This is a genomic window from Azospirillum agricola (assembly GCF_017876095.1).
Classification (GTDB): Bacteria; Pseudomonadota; Alphaproteobacteria; order Azospirillales; family Azospirillaceae; genus Azospirillum; species Azospirillum agricola.
The window spans coordinates 116,062-130,686 of the sequence record NZ_JAGINM010000018.1 but is presented as its reverse complement, the minus strand read 5'-3'; the positions used below and the strand labels follow the sequence as shown (position 1 = coordinate 130,686).

16 protein-coding genes are annotated in these 14,625 nt (G+C 70.7%); 2 read left to right on the top strand and 14 right to left on the bottom strand.

Annotated elements, in window-relative coordinates; all coding sequences use genetic code 11:
- Nucleotides 1-53: 53 nt before the first annotated feature.
- The 5 genes from sufB to J2847_RS24215 all read right to left on the bottom strand — a co-directional run bounded on the left by sufB (nucleotide 54) and on the right by J2847_RS24215 (nucleotide 4,682).
- Complete coding sequence (gene sufB, locus J2847_RS24235) at nucleotides 54-1,538, bottom strand: Fe-S cluster assembly protein SufB (protein ID WP_209781353.1); 1,485 nt, start codon at nucleotides 1,536-1,538, stop codon at nucleotides 54-56.
- A gap of 28 nt (nucleotides 1,539-1,566) precedes the next feature.
- Entirely contained in the window at nucleotides 1,567-2,019 is a 453-nt protein-coding gene (locus J2847_RS24230; RefSeq protein WP_209781352.1) for an SUF system Fe-S cluster assembly regulator, read from the bottom strand.
- A gap of 298 nt (nucleotides 2,020-2,317) precedes the next feature.
- The gene (locus J2847_RS24225; RefSeq protein WP_209781351.1) at nucleotides 2,318-3,316 is read right to left on the bottom strand and encodes a hypothetical protein; all 999 of its coding nucleotides are present in this window, start codon (nucleotides 3,314-3,316) and stop codon (nucleotides 2,318-2,320) included.
- 20 nt (nucleotides 3,317-3,336) lie between these two features.
- Nucleotides 3,337-3,768: a phage holin family protein gene (locus J2847_RS24220; RefSeq protein ID WP_085553799.1), complete on the bottom strand. Its 432-nt coding sequence runs from the start codon at nucleotides 3,766-3,768 to the stop codon at nucleotides 3,337-3,339.
- Nucleotides 3,765-4,682, bottom strand: a complete 918-nt coding sequence (locus J2847_RS24215) for a hypothetical protein (protein ID WP_209781350.1) — start codon at nucleotides 4,680-4,682, stop codon at nucleotides 3,765-3,767. Before J2847_RS24215 ends, J2847_RS24220 begins: the two co-directional genes overlap by 4 nt.
- 199 nt (nucleotides 4,683-4,881) lie before the next feature.
- Here J2847_RS24215 and J2847_RS24210 point away from each other — a divergent pair, with 199 nt between their 5' ends.
- A complete protein-coding gene (locus J2847_RS24210) occupies nucleotides 4,882-6,036 on the top strand; it encodes a hypothetical protein (RefSeq protein WP_209781349.1) in 1,155 nt (384 codons plus the stop codon).
- 37 nt (nucleotides 6,037-6,073) lie between these two features.
- Here J2847_RS24210 and pqqE read toward each other — a convergent pair whose 3' ends face one another.
- The 9 genes from pqqE to J2847_RS24165 all read right to left on the bottom strand — a co-directional run bounded on the left by pqqE (nucleotide 6,074) and on the right by J2847_RS24165 (nucleotide 12,452).
- The gene (pqqE, locus tag J2847_RS24205) at nucleotides 6,074-7,192 is read right to left on the bottom strand and encodes a pyrroloquinoline quinone biosynthesis protein PqqE (RefSeq protein ID WP_209781348.1); all 1,119 of its coding nucleotides are present in this window, start codon (nucleotides 7,190-7,192) and stop codon (nucleotides 6,074-6,076) included.
- Nucleotides 7,189-7,479: a pyrroloquinoline quinone biosynthesis peptide chaperone PqqD gene (gene pqqD / locus J2847_RS24200; protein WP_325169474.1), complete on the bottom strand. Its 291-nt coding sequence runs from the start codon at nucleotides 7,477-7,479 to the stop codon at nucleotides 7,189-7,191. Before pqqD ends, pqqE begins: the two co-directional genes overlap by 4 nt.
- Complete coding sequence (gene pqqC / locus J2847_RS24195; RefSeq protein ID WP_209781347.1) at nucleotides 7,476-8,252, bottom strand: pyrroloquinoline-quinone synthase PqqC; 777 nt, start codon at nucleotides 8,250-8,252, stop codon at nucleotides 7,476-7,478. Before pqqC ends, pqqD begins: the two co-directional genes overlap by 4 nt.
- Nucleotides 8,249-9,196, bottom strand: coding sequence for a pyrroloquinoline quinone biosynthesis protein PqqB (pqqB, locus tag J2847_RS24190; protein WP_209781346.1), 948 nt, complete (start codon nucleotides 9,194-9,196; stop codon nucleotides 8,249-8,251). Before pqqB ends, pqqC begins: the two co-directional genes overlap by 4 nt.
- A gap of 101 nt (nucleotides 9,197-9,297) precedes the next feature.
- The gene (gene pqqA, locus J2847_RS24185; protein WP_223677655.1) at nucleotides 9,298-9,393 is read right to left on the bottom strand and encodes a pyrroloquinoline quinone precursor peptide PqqA; all 96 of its coding nucleotides are present in this window, start codon (nucleotides 9,391-9,393) and stop codon (nucleotides 9,298-9,300) included.
- A 141-nt stretch (nucleotides 9,394-9,534) separates the two neighbouring features.
- On the bottom strand, nucleotides 9,535-10,098 hold the full coding sequence (locus tag J2847_RS24180; RefSeq protein WP_233474753.1) for a rhodanese-like domain-containing protein: 564 nt from the start codon (nucleotides 10,096-10,098) through the stop codon (nucleotides 9,535-9,537).
- Between the two features lie 33 nt (nucleotides 10,099-10,131).
- Nucleotides 10,132-10,782, bottom strand: coding sequence for a response regulator (locus J2847_RS24175; RefSeq protein WP_085553806.1), 651 nt, complete (start codon nucleotides 10,780-10,782; stop codon nucleotides 10,132-10,134).
- Between the two features lie 187 nt (nucleotides 10,783-10,969).
- Nucleotides 10,970-11,413, bottom strand: a complete 444-nt coding sequence (gene pedF / locus J2847_RS24170; RefSeq protein WP_143268254.1) for a cytochrome c-550 PedF — start codon at nucleotides 11,411-11,413, stop codon at nucleotides 10,970-10,972.
- 139 nt (nucleotides 11,414-11,552) lie between these two features.
- Complete coding sequence (locus J2847_RS24165) at nucleotides 11,553-12,452, bottom strand: SIS domain-containing protein (RefSeq protein ID WP_209781345.1); 900 nt, start codon at nucleotides 12,450-12,452, stop codon at nucleotides 11,553-11,555.
- A 184-nt stretch (nucleotides 12,453-12,636) separates the two neighbouring features.
- Here J2847_RS24165 and edd point away from each other — a divergent pair, with 184 nt between their 5' ends.
- Nucleotides 12,637-14,493 (top strand): phosphogluconate dehydratase, encoded by a 1,857-nt coding sequence (gene edd, locus J2847_RS24160; protein ID WP_209781344.1) that lies wholly within the window; start codon nucleotides 12,637-12,639, stop codon nucleotides 14,491-14,493.
- The last annotated feature ends 132 nt before the right edge of the window (nucleotides 14,494-14,625 follow it).

The window sequence follows — 14,625 nt, the reverse complement described above, 5'->3', positions numbered from 1 at the left end:
CTGTTCCGGAGACTGGCTGTCGAGATTCCGCGAGCGGGCGGCGGGCGCGGGCGTCAGCCCACGCTGCCTTCCAGGCTGATGCCCACCAGCTTCTGGGCTTCCACGGCGAATTCCATGGGGAGCTCCTTCAGGACCTCCTTGCAGAAGCCGTTGACGATCAGGGAGACCGCGTCCTCCTCCGAGATGCCGCGCTGGCGGCAGTAGAACAGCTGGTCCTCGCTGATCTTGGCGGTGGTCGCCTCGTGCTCGATGCGGGCGGAGCGGTTGCGGCTCTCGATGTAGGGCACGGTGTGGGCGCCGCACTGGTCGCCGATCAGCAGGCTGTCGCACTGGGTGTGGTTGCGCGCGCCCTCGGCCTTGGGCAGGATCTTCACCAGGCCCCGGTAGGTCTGCTGCGCCTTGCCGGCCGAGATGCCCTTCGACACGATCGTCGAGCGGGTGTTCTTGCCGATGTGGATCATCTTGGTGCCGGTGTCAGCCTGTTGGAAGTTGTTGGTGATGGCGACCGAATAGAACTCGCCCACCGAATTGTCGCCCTGGAGGATGCAGCTCGGGTATTTCCAGGTGATCGCCGAGCCGGTCTCGACCTGCGTCCACGAGATCTTCGAGTTCTTGCCACGGCAGGCGCCGCGCTTGGTCACGAAGTTGTAGATGCCGCCGACGCCTTCCTCGTTGCCCGGATACCAGTTCTGCACCGTGGAGTATTTGATCGTCGCGTCGTCATGCGCCACCAGCTCGACCACGGCTGCGTGGAGCTGGTTCTCGTCGCGCTTGGGCGCCGTGCAACCTTCCAGATAGCTGACGTAGGATCCGGCGTCGGCGATGATCAGGGTGCGCTCGAACTGGCCGGTGTTGGCCTGGTTGATGCGGAAATAGGTCGACAGCTCCATCGGGCAGCGGACGCCCTTGGGGATGTAGACGAAGCTGCCGTCGGTGAAGACCGCGCAGTTCAGCGTCGCGTAGAAATTGTCGGTGTAGGGCACGACCGAGCCGAGATACTTCTTCACGAGATCCGGGTGCTTCTGCACGGCCTCGGAGATCGCGCAGAAGATGATGCCCATCTCCTCCAGCTTGGCCTTGAAGGTGGTCGCCACCGAAACGCTGTCGAACACCGCGTCGACGGCGATGGCCGGGCTCTTGCCCTCCGACCCCTCGACGCCGGCCAGGATCTCCTGCTCGCGCAGCGGGATGCCCAGCTTCGCGTAGGTCTTCAGCAGCTCGGGATCGACCTCGTCGAGCGACTTCGGGCCGGCCTTCATCTTGGGCGCCGCGTAATAATGCGCGTCCTGGTAGTCGATCGGCGGGAAGCTGACGGCGGCCCATTGCGGCTCCTCCATCGTCTGCCAGACGCGGAAGGCCTTCAGGCGCCATTCCAGCAGCCACTCCGGCTCGTTTTTCTTGGCCGAGATGAAGCGGACGATGTCCTCGTTCAGGCCCTTGGGCGCCACGTCGGATTCGATGTCGGTCGTGAAGCCGTACTTGTACTTCTGCTCGGTGACGGCGCGGACCTGTTCGATGGTTTCCGGCTGGGCGGCCATGGCTTGCCTCGTTCTCGTGAGAATTGGGTTAGTGCGCCGGCTGCGCCGAAGGCGCGGCGGCGGGGGCCGGGAAGGTGACGGGGACCATCATGTCGGCCAGGGTGACCTCCTCCAGCGCGCCGCGGATGGCGCGGTTGACCTTCTCCCAGCCGCCCCGCATCGGGCAGAGCCGCTCGACCCCGCACTGGCTGTCGGCGCCGTCGACGCAGGCGGTCAGCGCGATCGGGCCATCGAGCGCGGTGATGATCTCCGCGATGGATATTGCATCGGCGGCCCGGCTGAGCGCATAACCGCCAGCGGCCCCGCGTTGCGAGGTCGTCAGCCCGGCGGGCGTCAGCGCTTTCATCAGCTTGGCGACCGTCGGCGCGGGCACGCCGGTGCGCTCCGCCAGCAGCGACACGGTGTGGACCGTGCCGGCATGGCGCGCCATCTCGCTCAGGACGACGATGGCGTAGTCGGTCAGCTTGCTGAGCCGGATCATGGGCGCACCCCGATGGACAAGGACAGGCTCCGAATACAGGACTAAATTAGTCCTGATTAGATGGCCTACTTAGGTCCTATGTCAAGCAAAAGCGTGGCTGGGCAAGGGGGTGGAATGCCCGATCTGCCCGCTTGGGTATACAACCCAGCCATGCGTCAGCGCGCAACACGAAAATAGACTGCGCCGCTGCGTCGCGGCGGCGCCCTCGGTTGCGGTCCTTCCGAAACGAAAGAGGCCCCGCACCGGGGTGGCGCGGGGCTCAAGGCCGTCGGATGGAAACAGGATGGAAGCCCGCGGGTCAGGCCGGCTTCTTCGCCTCCTCGCGGGCGGCGCTGCGGGCCGCGTCGGCGGTGGACGAGGCCGCCTCGGTCACCTCCTCCTTGGCGGCCTCGACGGCGGCCTGGGCGGCGCGGGTGCCGCGGTCCAGCGCGTCCATGGCCAGCGTCTTGGCGCGCTCGGTCGCCTCGTCGGCGTAGGGGCCGACCCAGCGGCTCTCGGACTGGGTGGAGGGCAGGGCGGCGCCGATGGCGGCACCCAGCGCCACGCCCATGGCGCCGGCGACCATCGGATGATCCTCCACCATGTCCCAGAAGCCGGTCGAGACGTCGTGCATGCGCTCGCGCACATGGAAGCTGGAGTGCGAGGTCGAGGGCGCGGCGCCCGGCCCGCGATTCGCGACACGGTTGGAGGAACCGCCCACCGCGCTGCTGGCGCTGTCATAGGCGCTGCCGACCGCGCTGGAGGCGCTGTCGTATGCCCCGCCCACCGCGTTCGACGCGCTGTCGTAGGCGCCGCCGACGGCCTCCGACGCGCTGTCATAGGCCGAGCTGGCGGCGCTGCGCACGCTGTCGGTGGCGCTGCTCAGGGTGTCGCGGGCGTAGCCGACGGCGTCCTCGGCGCGATGGCGCACCGAACGCAGGGTGCTGCTGCGGGCGATGCGGCGGTCGTAGCCGCTGGTCGACAGCGCCAGCCAGCCGAGGCCGACGCCGATCAGCGCCAGCGGGATCGGGTTGCTGGTGACGCTGCCCATCATCGACGACGGGGCGTGGGCCGGGCGGTAGGTGTTGCGTGCCGGCTGACCATGCCGGTCGCGCTGGTCGCGGTCGGACCCGTGGTCGGGGGAGGTGTAGCTGTGGCTCATCTTGCGCTCCATCAGGGTGCGGGGGGAAAGACGCGCCATCCGGCCGCGCAGCGCGTCGACGGTGCCGTCGATGCGCGCGCGGCTGGCGCGGATCTCGCCCTCCAGGCGGTCGAGGTCGGGGGGAGTGTTGCCGGTGCCGGCATCCGGGCGGGTCATCGGGGACTCAACTCAAGCGGCTAGCGGGCGAGCTGGGATTCGGCCCAGCGCTTGTCGTCGTTCAGCGTGCCGATGGTGCGCCGGGGACGGAGATTCTCGGGCTTCAGCCGGTTCTTGCCGACATAGGCCAGAATGCCTCCGATCGCGGCGACGGCGACGCCGACGATCAGCGCGGCCAGCCAGGGCTCCAGCACGGTGGACAGGCCGAGAACCGCCGACGCCAACAGGACCAGGACGCCCGCGAAGGCGACCAGACCGCCGATGGCGATGTAGGCGACTCCGCCGGCCGCCTCGGCCGCCTTGTCGCTGAGTTCGGCCTTGGCCAGGGCGATCTCCGAGCGGGCGAGGTTGGTCGTCTCGCGCGCCAGATCGGCGAACAGGCCGGCCAGCGGCCGGTCCTGCCGGGGATCGGGGCGACGGGGATCGTCGTAGCGGTTCTCGGCCGCGCTCATGGCCGTTGCCCCGCCGGCTTGATGTCGACCGGTTTCACGTCGGCCGGCTTGACGTTGGTCGTCCCGATGTCCGCCGTCTTGATGGTGGCGCTGCCCAGGGCCGTCTCGGCGGAGCCGCTGCCCGTCGGCGGCGGGTTGTGACCGCTCACCGACCCCGGAGCGCGCGACAGCGGCAGGCCGGTCGCCGGCTTGGGCATTCCGCTGGTCTGGGCGCCGATGCCGTGGGTGCTGCCGGGGGTGTTGAGCGGCGAACCGGTGCCCTGGCCCAGGTCGGCGGCGCGGCGCGGTGTGCGCAGGGCGGAGTCGGCGATGCCGCCGGCCATGGCGCGGCCGCTGCCTTCGGCCGTGCGGTAATCGGCGCTGCGCCGCGCGTTGCGTCCGGCGGTCTCGGCCGTGCGGCTGTGGAGCGTGCCGCTGCCGGTGTGGCCGTGCAGGCGGCGCTCGCCGGAACTCTTGATGAAGCGCGCGGCCAGGAAACCGAGCGCGAAGGCGCCGCCGATGAAGATCTCCGGCTGGCGGCGGGCGAAGCCCTCGACCTCGCCGACGATGTCGTCCAGGCTGGAATGACGCAGCATGTCGGCCACCCGCTCGACACGGTCGGCGGCCTGCACGGCGTATTGGGCGGCGGTGCCGTTGTTTTCGGCGTTCAGATGATCGGCGGCCTTGTGGAGCGCGCTGGCGACGCCGCCCAACTGGTCGGCGGCGCGGTCGGTCTGCTGTTCCAGCAGCGAGCGGATGCGGCCCTGGGCCGACCCGACGGCCTCGCGGCCGGTGTCCATCGCCGTGTCGGCTGCCTCGCTGGCGGCGCGGCCGATGGACTGTTTCAGGCCCGCCACCGTGTCGCCCGTGCCCATTCCCGCAGACGCGGAATGGGTGCCGGTGCGGCCGGTGTCGGTCGTGTCGCGGTCTGCCATCTGATTTCCTCCTCGGGATTCCTGTCTTCCGCCGGCTGCGGCGTTGCGCCGCGCGTTGCGGCATCCGATGACGGAGATGGAAACAGAGCGGAGGCTTCAGGGTTCCGCAAAGCCGCGCGGGGAAAATGGACAAGCCGTCCGGTTGTGCTAAACTTTCCCGCGAAAGAGCGCGGTCCCGCCGAACCGGAGGGCGAAGGGCATGAGCGGCGTTTTCAGCGTGCTGTCGGACGCGCAGACGGGCATGTTCCGCCTGCAACAGGCCAGGAAGCCGTGGGAAAAGGAGCTTGAGGCGAAGGACGCCAAGGGCCAGCTCGGCCAGAAGGCGGAGCGGGCGGCGGGGGCCCTCCAACTGACGCCGCGCCAGTTGCGCGACCACGCCGGCGCCCAGGCGGCGCTGGAGGAGGCGCGGCGCGTCGGCGGACCCAAGGCCGCCGCCGAACAGCGGCTGGAACGGGTCGAACGCAAGATCCAGGAACTCAAGCTGGCGATGCGCTACGCCCAGGGCGATCCGCAGAAGATGGCGCAGCTTGCGGCGGAGGCCGGACGCCTTGCCAAGGAGGCCGGGCGGGCGGCGAAGGAGTACGGGACCGGCATCGCCAACGCGGCGGCGATGGGCTTGCCGGGCGGGGCCGGCATGGGCGGCGCCACCGAGATCACGCGGACGACCACGGTGACGTCCCTGACGGTGCGGCAGACGGAGGTTTCGGTCTCGCTGACGATCTCGGCCGGGGGGGACGGTGCCGCCGTTCCGGTGCCGACGCCGCCTGAGGCCGGAGCCGCGGAGGCGCTGGCCGCCGGTCTGGCGGACGGGGAAGCGGCCGAGGCGGCTCTCCCGGCCGGCGACGACGGCCTGCCGCCGGAACTGGCCGGCATGGTCGGCAGCGTGCTGGCCGGCTTGCCGGGCAACGCCGGCGTGTCCGGCGGTGGCACGCGCGGCGAGCGGGCGCGGGCGCTGATCCGGGACATGATCGCCGACAACGACCTGAAGATGTCGCGCTACAAGGAGGCGGATGCCTTCGGCCGGCGGGTCGAGGGCGTGCTGCACGTCGCCAAGCAGGTGGTCGGCGAGGCGAAGGTCGCCAACGAGCTGGACGAATCCGAGAAGCGCCGCAAGGAGCGCCGCGAGGCGTTCAAGCAGATCGACAAGCTGGTCGACGGCGCGCAGAAGGAGGTGAACGCGCTGCGTCAGGCGGCGTTCGGCTCCAAGGTCGAAGGGGCGGACGCCATGACCGTGCCGGACGAGACGGCCGGCGATGGCGGGGGGCCGGTGGGCGGGCTGGATGGCGGCACGGTGCCGATGGGAGGCGACGCGGCGGCCGGGGGAGGCCTGCCCACGGTGAACATGCTGGCGTGACGCCGGGTCCGGTGCCTGGACGGTGGCCCCGGCGGCGTCACAACCCCCGGTAGCGCCACTCCGTGCCGAGCGCCGCCGCGTCGCGGTCGCGCAGCGCGGCGACGGCCTCGTGCGCCGAGGACAGCTCGCACACCGGGTCGGCGGCGTCGGCGTCGCCGGCCAGCGCCAGGGCCTGGCAGCGGCAGCCGCCCCAATCCTCCTCCTTGTGGTCGCAGGACCGGCAGGGCTGCGGCATCCAGGCGGTGCCCCGGTAGCGGGTGAAGGCCGTGCCGTCGGTCCAGATCTCCGACAGGCTGCGGTCGAACACCGTTTCGAACTCCATCCCCGGAATGGTTTCCGCCGCGTGGCAGGGCAGGACGCGGCCGCGCGGGGTCACGTTCATGAAGCGCCGCGCCCAGCCGCCCATGCAGGATTTCGGACGGCGGGCGTAATAGTCGGGGACCACGTAATCGACGACGATCCGCCCGGCCAGTTCCGGCAGCCGGGCGCGCACGGCGGCGTCCATCGCCAGCAGCTGGTCGCGCGACGGCATCAGCGCCGCGCGGTTCTCCAGCGCCCAGCCGTAATACTGCACGTTGGCGATCTCGATCCGCCCGGCCCCAAGGTCGAGCGCCAGATCGATGACCTCGTTCACCCGCCCGATGTTGTGGCGGTGGAGCACGGCGTTGATGGTCAGGGCCAGCCCCTCCGCCACCACCAGCCGGGCGGTGTCGAGCTTGCGCGCGTGGCCGCCGCGATAGCCGCCGACGCGGTCGGCGCCCTCCGCCTCGCTGTCCTGGAGGCTGATCTGCACATGCTGGAGGCCGGCCGCCTTCAACCGCTTCAGCCGCTCCGCGTCGAGCAGCACCGCCGAGGTGATCAGGTTGCTGTACAGCCCGATGTCGGTGGCGTGGGCGACCAGCTCCTCCAGATCCTTGCGGACGCAGGGCTCGCCGCCGGAGAAATGGACCTGGAGGGCGCCGACGTCGGCGGCCTCGTCCAGCACGCGCATCCAGGTCGCGGTGTCCAGCTCGGCGCTGGCCGGATCGAGGGCGGTGGGGTTGGAGCAGTAGGGGCAGCGCAGCGGGCAGCGGTGCGTCAGCTCCATCAGCACCGCGAAGGGCGGGGCCGGGGCGTTGGCCGCCATGGCGGCAAAGGCGGGCAGGGCGCAGCTCATGCCGTGAGATACCCCTTGTTGCGCAGGTCGGTCAGAAGTTCCAGCACGTCGGCGGAGATCTCGTCGCGCGGGGCGTCGTATTCCGCCGCCAGCCGGTCGATGGCCTGGGCCACGTCCCCCGCCTCCGGGCCGGTGGCGGCGCGGATGACGGCCAGGGCCATGTCGTCCAGCACCAGCAGCCGCTCCGGCCCCATCAGCATCCACTGCCCGCGCAGGCGGTCGTGGCGCAGCATGACGCCGGGGGCCAGCCGCAGCCGGTCGCTTTCCGCGATGCCGGCCAGGGTCACCGGCGGTACTCCGTCGGCGCCATGTCGGCGGGGACGAAGGCGCCGGGCGGGATCAGGTTCGGCGTGACGTAGGCGTGGTGCAGCGCGTCGAGCTGCGCCCAGAGCAGCTCGGTCTTGAAGCGCAGGGCGCGCAGGCATTGCTGCTGCTGCTCGGCGGTGCGGGCGTTGGCCAGCACGTAGTTGAGTCCGAACTCGACGTCGCGCGGCGCCTCGTCCAGCCGCTTGCGGAAGTAGGAGAGCGTGCTGTCGTTGGCGAAGGCGTAGTTCTGCTCGAAGCCGGCGATGCGCTCGCGGTGGATCGAGGGGGCGAACAGCTCGGTCAACGAGGAGGCGACCGCCTCCAGCAGCGAATGGTCGCGCACGAAGTTGACGTACGCGTCCACCGCGTAGCGCGTCGCCGGCAGGATGCCCTCCAGCGACCGCACATAGTCGCGGTCGAGTCCAAGCCCGTCGGTCAGCCGCAGCCAGCGTTCGATGCCGCCGACCTTGCCCTCGTCCGGTTCGCCCTGCTGGTTCAGCCCGTCATGGTCGAGCACCCGTTGCAGCCAGGCGCGGCGCAGGGCCGGGTCGTCCATGCGGGACATGATGGTCAGATCCTTGCGCGGGATCGACACCTGGTAATAGAAGCGGTTCAGCGCCCAGGCCTGGATCTGGCCCTTCTCCAGCCGGCCGCCGTGCAGGAGCTGGTGGAAGGGATGAAGGTCGTGGTACTGCCGCTCGCCGATGGCGTGCAGCGCGTCGCGGAAAGCCTCGACCGACAGAAATGCGCTCATAGGGTCAGCTCCAGCCCGTCATGGGCGATGTGCCATCCCGCCGCTTCCGCCTTCCGCCGTTCCGGCGAATCCTCCAGCAGCGCGGGGTTGGTGTTGTTGATGTGGATGTAGATCTTGGTCGCGACGTTCAGCGACGCGAAGGCGGCAAGGCTGCCGTCCGGCCCCGACATCGGCATGTGGCCCATGCGGGCGGCCGTCTTCACGCCGGTCCCGGTGCGGATCATCTCGTCGTCGGTCCAGGTGGTGCCGTCGAACAGCACGAGCGGCGCCCCGTACAGCCGGTCGGCCAGCCAGCCGGGAAGGGCGGCGCAGCCGGGGATGTAGAACAGCCCCTCGCTGGAGCCGTCGGCCGGCCGGACGCGCAGCGCCACCGTGTCCTCGGCGACCGAGCCGAAGGACGGGCCGGCGGCTTCGTCCTCCAGATAGAGCGCCACCTTGCCGGGGACGGCGAAGGCCTCGATCTCCAGCCCCAGCGGCCGGCCGGCGGCGTCGGCCGGTTCGAAGGGCGTGCAGAGGCTCATCGGGCGGCGCGGCACCAGGGCCGGGTTCAGCACGTTGAAGACCGGGTTGGCGGCCAGCACGCCCTGGACGCGTGGCGTGGCGTAGACCGCGAAGGGGTGGGACTCCCGCAGGGTGAGAAGCCCGGCCACATGGTCGATGTCGGCGTTGGTCAGCAGGGCGGCGGCGATCGGGTTGCCGCGCGTGGCGCTCCCCTCGAGCGCGATGGGGGGATGCAGGGCGGGGTTGGCGAGCAACTGCGCCCCCAGGTCGGGCGAGGCGTTCAGCAGGATCCAGCGCGCGCCGTCGGCGCTGACCGCCAGCGAGGACTGGGTGCGGGGCCGGGCGGCCGGATCGCCGGCGCGGGCGCGGCGGCAACCTTCGCAGGCGCAGTTCCATTGGGGAAAGCCGCCGCCGGCCGCCGAGCCGAGAACGAGGATGTGCATGGGCCGGCCCTCACGCTGGCAGGGGGGCTGAGAAGGGGTGGTGCCGGAGGATGGGCGCCGCGGTGCGGGGACGCGGCGCCCATCGGCCAAGCCGGTCCGGCTTACAGCGCGGCGCAGGCGTAGGCGTTGATCTCCGTGCCGACCGCGATCTCGGTGGTCTTCGGTTTGCGCCAGGTCTTCATTCTGGTTTCTCCCAATTATGGATTGTTGGCGACCACTACTGTTGGTCGATGGGAATAATACCGGTCGGACGGGGGACCGGCCATGGTACGATGGTGCAATGCCGGGGGAGCCGATCGGTTCCATGCCCCCGCCATGGGATTCCAAGATCGCGCCTTCTACGGTGCCGGCGGACCGGGCAGCGGCTGCGCCTCCTCCGTCGGCAACCCGGCCTCCATCCAGCCGTCGACGCCCGTGGGGTACCAATGGACGCGGGTGTAGCCGGCCAGCACCGCCCGTTTGGCCGCGTTCCACGACAGCCAGCAGTCGGACAGGCAGTAGAACAGCAGGCCATGCGCGCGGTCGCCGCCGGTCAGCCGGGCAAGATGCTGCTCGAACCAGGACAGCGTCGCCGGGTCGGGAGCGCCCAGCCCGACGTTGGGCAGCCAGACGCTGCCGGGAATCTGGCGAAACGGCTTTGACAGCAGCCAGGGCGCGCCGGGGAGCGTGCTGCGGTCGAGCTTCTGGACGTAGATCGGAACCGTTCCGCCCCGTTCCAGCAAGGCTCGCACGCCACCCGTGTCGAGGGTGACGGCGCCCGACAGGCCCGCCGGCGTGGGGGCGCGGTAGTCCGACAGGCGGAAACCTGGCGGCTCCTCAACGCTGGCGGCCTTGGCGGGAACGAACGGGATCGCCGCCGCCAGCAGGGCGGCGGCGATCATGGCGGCGCTGAAGAGTTTCATGGTGTCGGCGATGTTCCGTCGGCGGGTGTTCCGTCAGCGGCGTCCGGCCAGCACCCGGTTGGCGATGACCACCGCCTGGGTGCGGCTGTAGACCTTCAACTTTTGCAGGATGGCGGAGACGTGCGCCTTCACCGTGGTTTCGGTGATGCTGAGGTCGAAGGCGATTTCCTTGTTGAGCTTTCCGGTTCCCAGCATCTCCAGCACGCGCTGCTGCTGGGCGGTGAGGGTGGCGATGCGCCGGGCGATGTCGGCGGTTTCGGCGTCCTCCAGGTCGTCCCCGGCGGGGTCGTCGTCGCTCTGCGGAGGGACGTAGAGTTCGCCATTCAGCACTTGGCGCAGCGCCGAGGCGATGGCGTCGCGCGGGGTCGATTTGGGGATGAAGCCGGCGGCGCCGCTGTCCATCGCCTCGCGCACCATGCGCCGTTCCTCGTGCGCCGACACGACCACGACCGGCGTGGCCGGGAAGCGCTGGCGCAGGGTGCGCAGTCCGCCCAGCCCGTTCATGCCGGGCATGTTCACGTCGAGCAGGATCAGGTCCATGTCGCCCCGCTCCTCCAGCGCGCGCATCACGGACTCCAACCCGTCGGCCTCCATCACGTCGGTGGCCTGGCAGGAATAGAGCACCGCGTTGCGCAGGGCGTCGCGCACCATCGGGTGGTCGTCGGCGATCAGGATCCGGGTCATGGCCTGCTGTCCCCATGGGAGCGGCGGAGGGCGCGGTTGGGGGCGGGAGGCGTGGCCCCCGTCCCCCTTCCATACATACTGGCAGAACCGGCCGGAGCGCGGCAACTGATACAAGAGGCTGACTGTTTCGTGCGCGAACTTGCCGCACGCCGCACCAGCGTGTCGTCCGGAAGCGTGGCTCCCGCTGTCAGTCGGCGTGGACGGTCTCCAGCCAGCTCCGGATGGCCCACAGGGCCTCCTGGCCCAGCGCCTCGCCGAAGCGCGGCATGTAGGTGACTCCGTTGCGGACCGCGCCGTTGATGACGCGCTCCTTGAACCACTCGTCGCCGCTGTCGCCGGCCTCCAGATAGCGCAGGTCGGGGGCGATGCCGCCGGACACCGCGCCCAGCCCGTGGCAGCGCGCGCAGTTCTGGTTGAAGGCCGAGGCTCCGATCTCGATGGCGCGCGGGTTGCCGCGGAAGGGGTTGGCGTCCTTCCAGGTTTCGCCCAGCTTGTCGAGGCCGGTGGTGTCCACCGGCTGGGGCGTCATGTCGCCATGGGCGGAGACGGTGGTCGGGGCGGCGGCCAGGGCGCCGAGCGCGAGACCGGCGAGGGCGAGCGTGCGCAGGCGGGCGGAAAGGGGGCGCTTCATGGGGGCTGTCCTCATCCTAGGCAACGGTGTGTCCCGGTTTGGCGGGTGCGGGTTGCTGTGGAGGATACCCACCGTTTGAACGCGCAATAATTGGACGATGGTACAAGGGGATGGCCCGTGGGCGGGGCCGCCCCGTTGGTCAATGGTCGGATGACGGTTGCGGCAGCGGGGAGTCGGATGGGGCGTCGGGGGAGCGGCTGGCGTTGATCGCCGCCTTGACCCTGGCGAGGTGGCGGACGGCCGGATCGCCGAGCCGCAGGGCGACCCCGGTGGACAGCACGTCGATCAGCGCCAGATGCACGAGGCGCGAGGCCATCGGCGTGTACATCTCCGTGTCCTCGACCGGCTGGCTGGCGATGGCGACGCTGGCGATGCGGGCGAGGGGCGAGCCGGGGGCGGTGATCGCCACCACCGCCGTGCCCTGTGCCCGCGCCGCCATGGCCAGATCGTTGACGGCGCCGCTGCGCCCGGTGTTGGAGACGGCCAGCAGGACCCCGCGCTCGCCCAGATTGAGCAGCAGCATGCGGGCCAGCATCGGATCGGGGCAGGACTGCGCGTCGGCGCCGAAGCGCAGCAGCTTGTGGGCGGCGTCCTGCGCCAGCGCCCCCGAGGCGCCGGCCCCGACGCACAGCACGCGCGGGGCGCCGGCCAGCAGGGCGATGGCGGCCCCGAGCGCCGTCTCGTCGAGCGTGGCCGCCGCGGCGGTCAGGGCGGCGGCGCTCGATGAAAAAATTTTTCTTGCCAGCGTGCCGACGCCGTCGCCGGGGGCGACGTCCTGGCTGACATAGGGGGTGCCGCCGCGCGCCTGGCATTCGGCCAGCCGAAGCTTGAAGTCGGGGAAGCCGGCACAGCCGACGCTGCGGCAGAAGCGGACGACCGTGGCTTCGCTGACGTCGGCGCCGTGGGCGAGGGTGGTGACGTTCTGTTCCAACACCTTGCGGGGATCGGCCAGCACCAGGGCGGCGACCCGCGCCTCCGATTTCTTCAGGCCGGGTTGCAGGCGGCGGATGTCGTCGAGGATGTCGATGGGGCGTGGCATGGCCGGATTATGGCGAAGAATTTCGCCTTGTGCGAGGGGATGCCGCGGAAAACGCCACGTCCGGCCTGGGGAATCGGGTCTGGATCGCCGGCGGTATGAAAATTTTTTTCTTTTCGGCGCGCCGCGCCGGGCGTATGGTTGGATCCGGAAACCATCACGCCCCTCCAGCGGTTGAGTCGCCATCATGAGCCAGTCTCTGAACGCCATCATCGCCCGCGTCACCGAGCGCATCGCCGAACGCAGCCGGGACAGCCGCGCCGCCTACCTCTCCCGCCTCGACACGGCGAGCGCCAAGCCGCGCCGGCAGAAGCTGGGGTGCGCCAACCTCGCCCACGCCTTCGCCGCCTGCCCGGCCGGCGACAAGGAGGGGTTGCGCGGCGACGTGGTGCCGTCCATCGGCATCGTCACCGCCTACAACGACATGCTGTCCGCCCACCAGCCCTACGAGCGCTACCCGGCCTTCATCAAGGAATCGGTGCGGGCGGCGGGCGGCGTCGCCCAGGTGGCGGGCGGCGTGCCGGCCATGTGCGACGGCGTCACCCAGGGCTACGAGGGGATGGAGCTGTCGCTGTTCAGCCGCGACGTCATCGCCCTGGCGACCGGCGTCGCCCTGTCGCACGCCACCTTCGACGGCGTGCTGTGCCTGGGCATCTGCGACAAGATCGTGCCCGGCCTGATGATCGGCGCGCTCACCTTCGGCCATCTTCCGACGATCTTCGTGCCCGCCGGCCCGATGCCGTCGGGCCTGTCCAACGCCGACAAGGCCAAGGCGCGCCAGCTCTACGCCCAGGGCAAGATCGGCCGCGACGAGCTGCTGGAGGCCGAGGCCCAGTCCTACCATTCCCCGGGCACCTGCACCTTCTACGGCACCGCCAACACCAACCAGATGCTGATGGAGATCATGGGCCTGCACCTGCCGGGCGCCAGCTTCGTCAACCCCAACACGCCGCTGCGCGAGGCGCTGACCGACGCGGCCGCCAGGCGGGTGGTGGCGATGACCGCCCAGAAGGGCGGTGCGGAGGGTGGCGGCCCCTCCATCGGCCGCATCGTGGATGAACGCGCGGTGGTGAACGGCATCGTCGGGCTGCTGGCGACCGGCGGCTCGACCAACCACACGCTGCACATCCCGGCCATCGCGGCGGCGGCCGGCATCCAGCTGACGTGGCAGGATTTCGCCGACCTGTCGGCGGCGGTGCCGCTGCTCGCCCGCGTCTACCCGAACGGCTCGGCCGACGTGAACCGCTTCCATCAGGCCGGCGGCATGCCCTTCGTCATCGGGCAGCTGCTGGACGCCGGGCTGCTGCACGCCGACCTGCCGACCGTCTGGGGCGATGGCGGGCTGGAGGCCTACCGGGCGATGCCGGAGCTGGCCGGCGAGGGCGGGCTGGCGTGGCGGCGCTCGCCGACCGACAAGAGCGGCGACCCCAGCGTGGTCGCCACCGTCGCCTCCCCCTTCGCGGCCGAGGGCGGCCTGCGCGTGCTCGACGGCAACCTCGGGCGCGGCGTCATCAAGGTGTCGGCGGTCAAGCCGGAGCACCGCGTCATCGAGGCGCCGGCCCGTGTCTTCGACACCCAGGAGGCGGTGCAGGCGGCCTTCCGCGCCGGCGAGCTGGACCGCGACGTGGTGGTGGTGGTGCGCTACCAGGGGCCGGGCGCCAACGGCATGCCGGAGCTGCACAAGCTGACCCCGCCGCTGGGCGTGTTGCAGGACAAGGGCTTCAAGGTGGCGCTGGTCACCGATGGCCGCATGTCGGGCGCTTCGGGCAAGGTCCCGGCGGCGATCCATGTGACGCCGGAGGTGAAGGCGGGCGGGCCGCTCGGGCGCTTGCGCGACGGCGACGTCGTGCGGCTCGACGCCGAGACCGGCCGGCTGGAGGCGCTGGTCGAGGCGGAGGAGTGGGACAGCCGCGGCGCCCCGCCGCCGGCCAGCGAGGATTCCGAACATGGCTGCGGCCGCGAGCTGTTCGGCCTATTCCGCAACGCCGTCAGCGGCGCGGAGGTCGGTGCCTCGGTCTTCCAGTTCCCTTACCGGAAGGGTTGAGCGCAGCCCGTTCACGCTGCGCAGGATTTTGCGCACTGCGCAGAATCCTGCGCGCCGTGGGCCGGACGTCGCCGTCCGTCATGCCGCCCACCCCTTGTCTTTGTGGCGGTTTCGTGACGGGCGGGACCGCTG

Bases quoted from the DNA above. Each gene is read 5' to 3' on its own strand.
- edd (WP_209781344.1), top strand. From the start codon at position 12,637: ATGAGCCAGTCTCTGAACGCCATCATCGCCCGCGTCACCGAGCGCATC.
- J2847_RS24230 (WP_209781352.1), bottom strand. From the start codon at position 2,019: ATGATCCGGCTCAGCAAGCTGACCGACTACGCCATCGTCGTCCTGAGC.
- sufB (WP_209781353.1), bottom strand. From the start codon at position 1,538: ATGGCCGCCCAGCCGGAAACCATCGAACAGGTCCGCGCCGTCACCGAG.
- pqqC (WP_209781347.1), bottom strand. From the start codon at position 8,252: ATGAGCGCATTTCTGTCGGTCGAGGCTTTCCGCGACGCGCTGCACGCC.
- pqqE (WP_209781348.1), bottom strand. From the start codon at position 7,192: ATGAGCTGCGCCCTGCCCGCCTTTGCCGCCATGGCGGCCAACGCCCCG.
- pqqB (WP_209781346.1), bottom strand. From the start codon at position 9,196: ATGCACATCCTCGTTCTCGGCTCGGCGGCCGGCGGCGGCTTTCCCCAA.
- J2847_RS24165 (WP_209781345.1), bottom strand. From the start codon at position 12,452: ATGCCACGCCCCATCGACATCCTCGACGACATCCGCCGCCTGCAACCC.
- J2847_RS24175 (WP_085553806.1), bottom strand. From the start codon at position 10,782: ATGACCCGGATCCTGATCGCCGACGACCACCCGATGGTGCGCGACGCC.
- J2847_RS24215 (WP_209781350.1), bottom strand. From the start codon at position 4,682: ATGGCAGACCGCGACACGACCGACACCGGCCGCACCGGCACCCATTCC.
- J2847_RS24220 (WP_085553799.1), bottom strand. From the start codon at position 3,768: ATGAGCGCGGCCGAGAACCGCTACGACGATCCCCGTCGCCCCGATCCC.
- pedF (WP_143268254.1), bottom strand. From the start codon at position 11,413: ATGAAGCGCCCCCTTTCCGCCCGCCTGCGCACGCTCGCCCTCGCCGGT.
- J2847_RS24210 (WP_209781349.1), top strand. From the start codon at position 4,882: ATGAGCGGCGTTTTCAGCGTGCTGTCGGACGCGCAGACGGGCATGTTC.
- J2847_RS24225 (WP_209781351.1), bottom strand. From the start codon at position 3,316: ATGACCCGCCCGGATGCCGGCACCGGCAACACTCCCCCCGACCTCGAC.
- J2847_RS24180 (WP_233474753.1), bottom strand. From the start codon at position 10,098: ATGAAACTCTTCAGCGCCGCCATGATCGCCGCCGCCCTGCTGGCGGCG.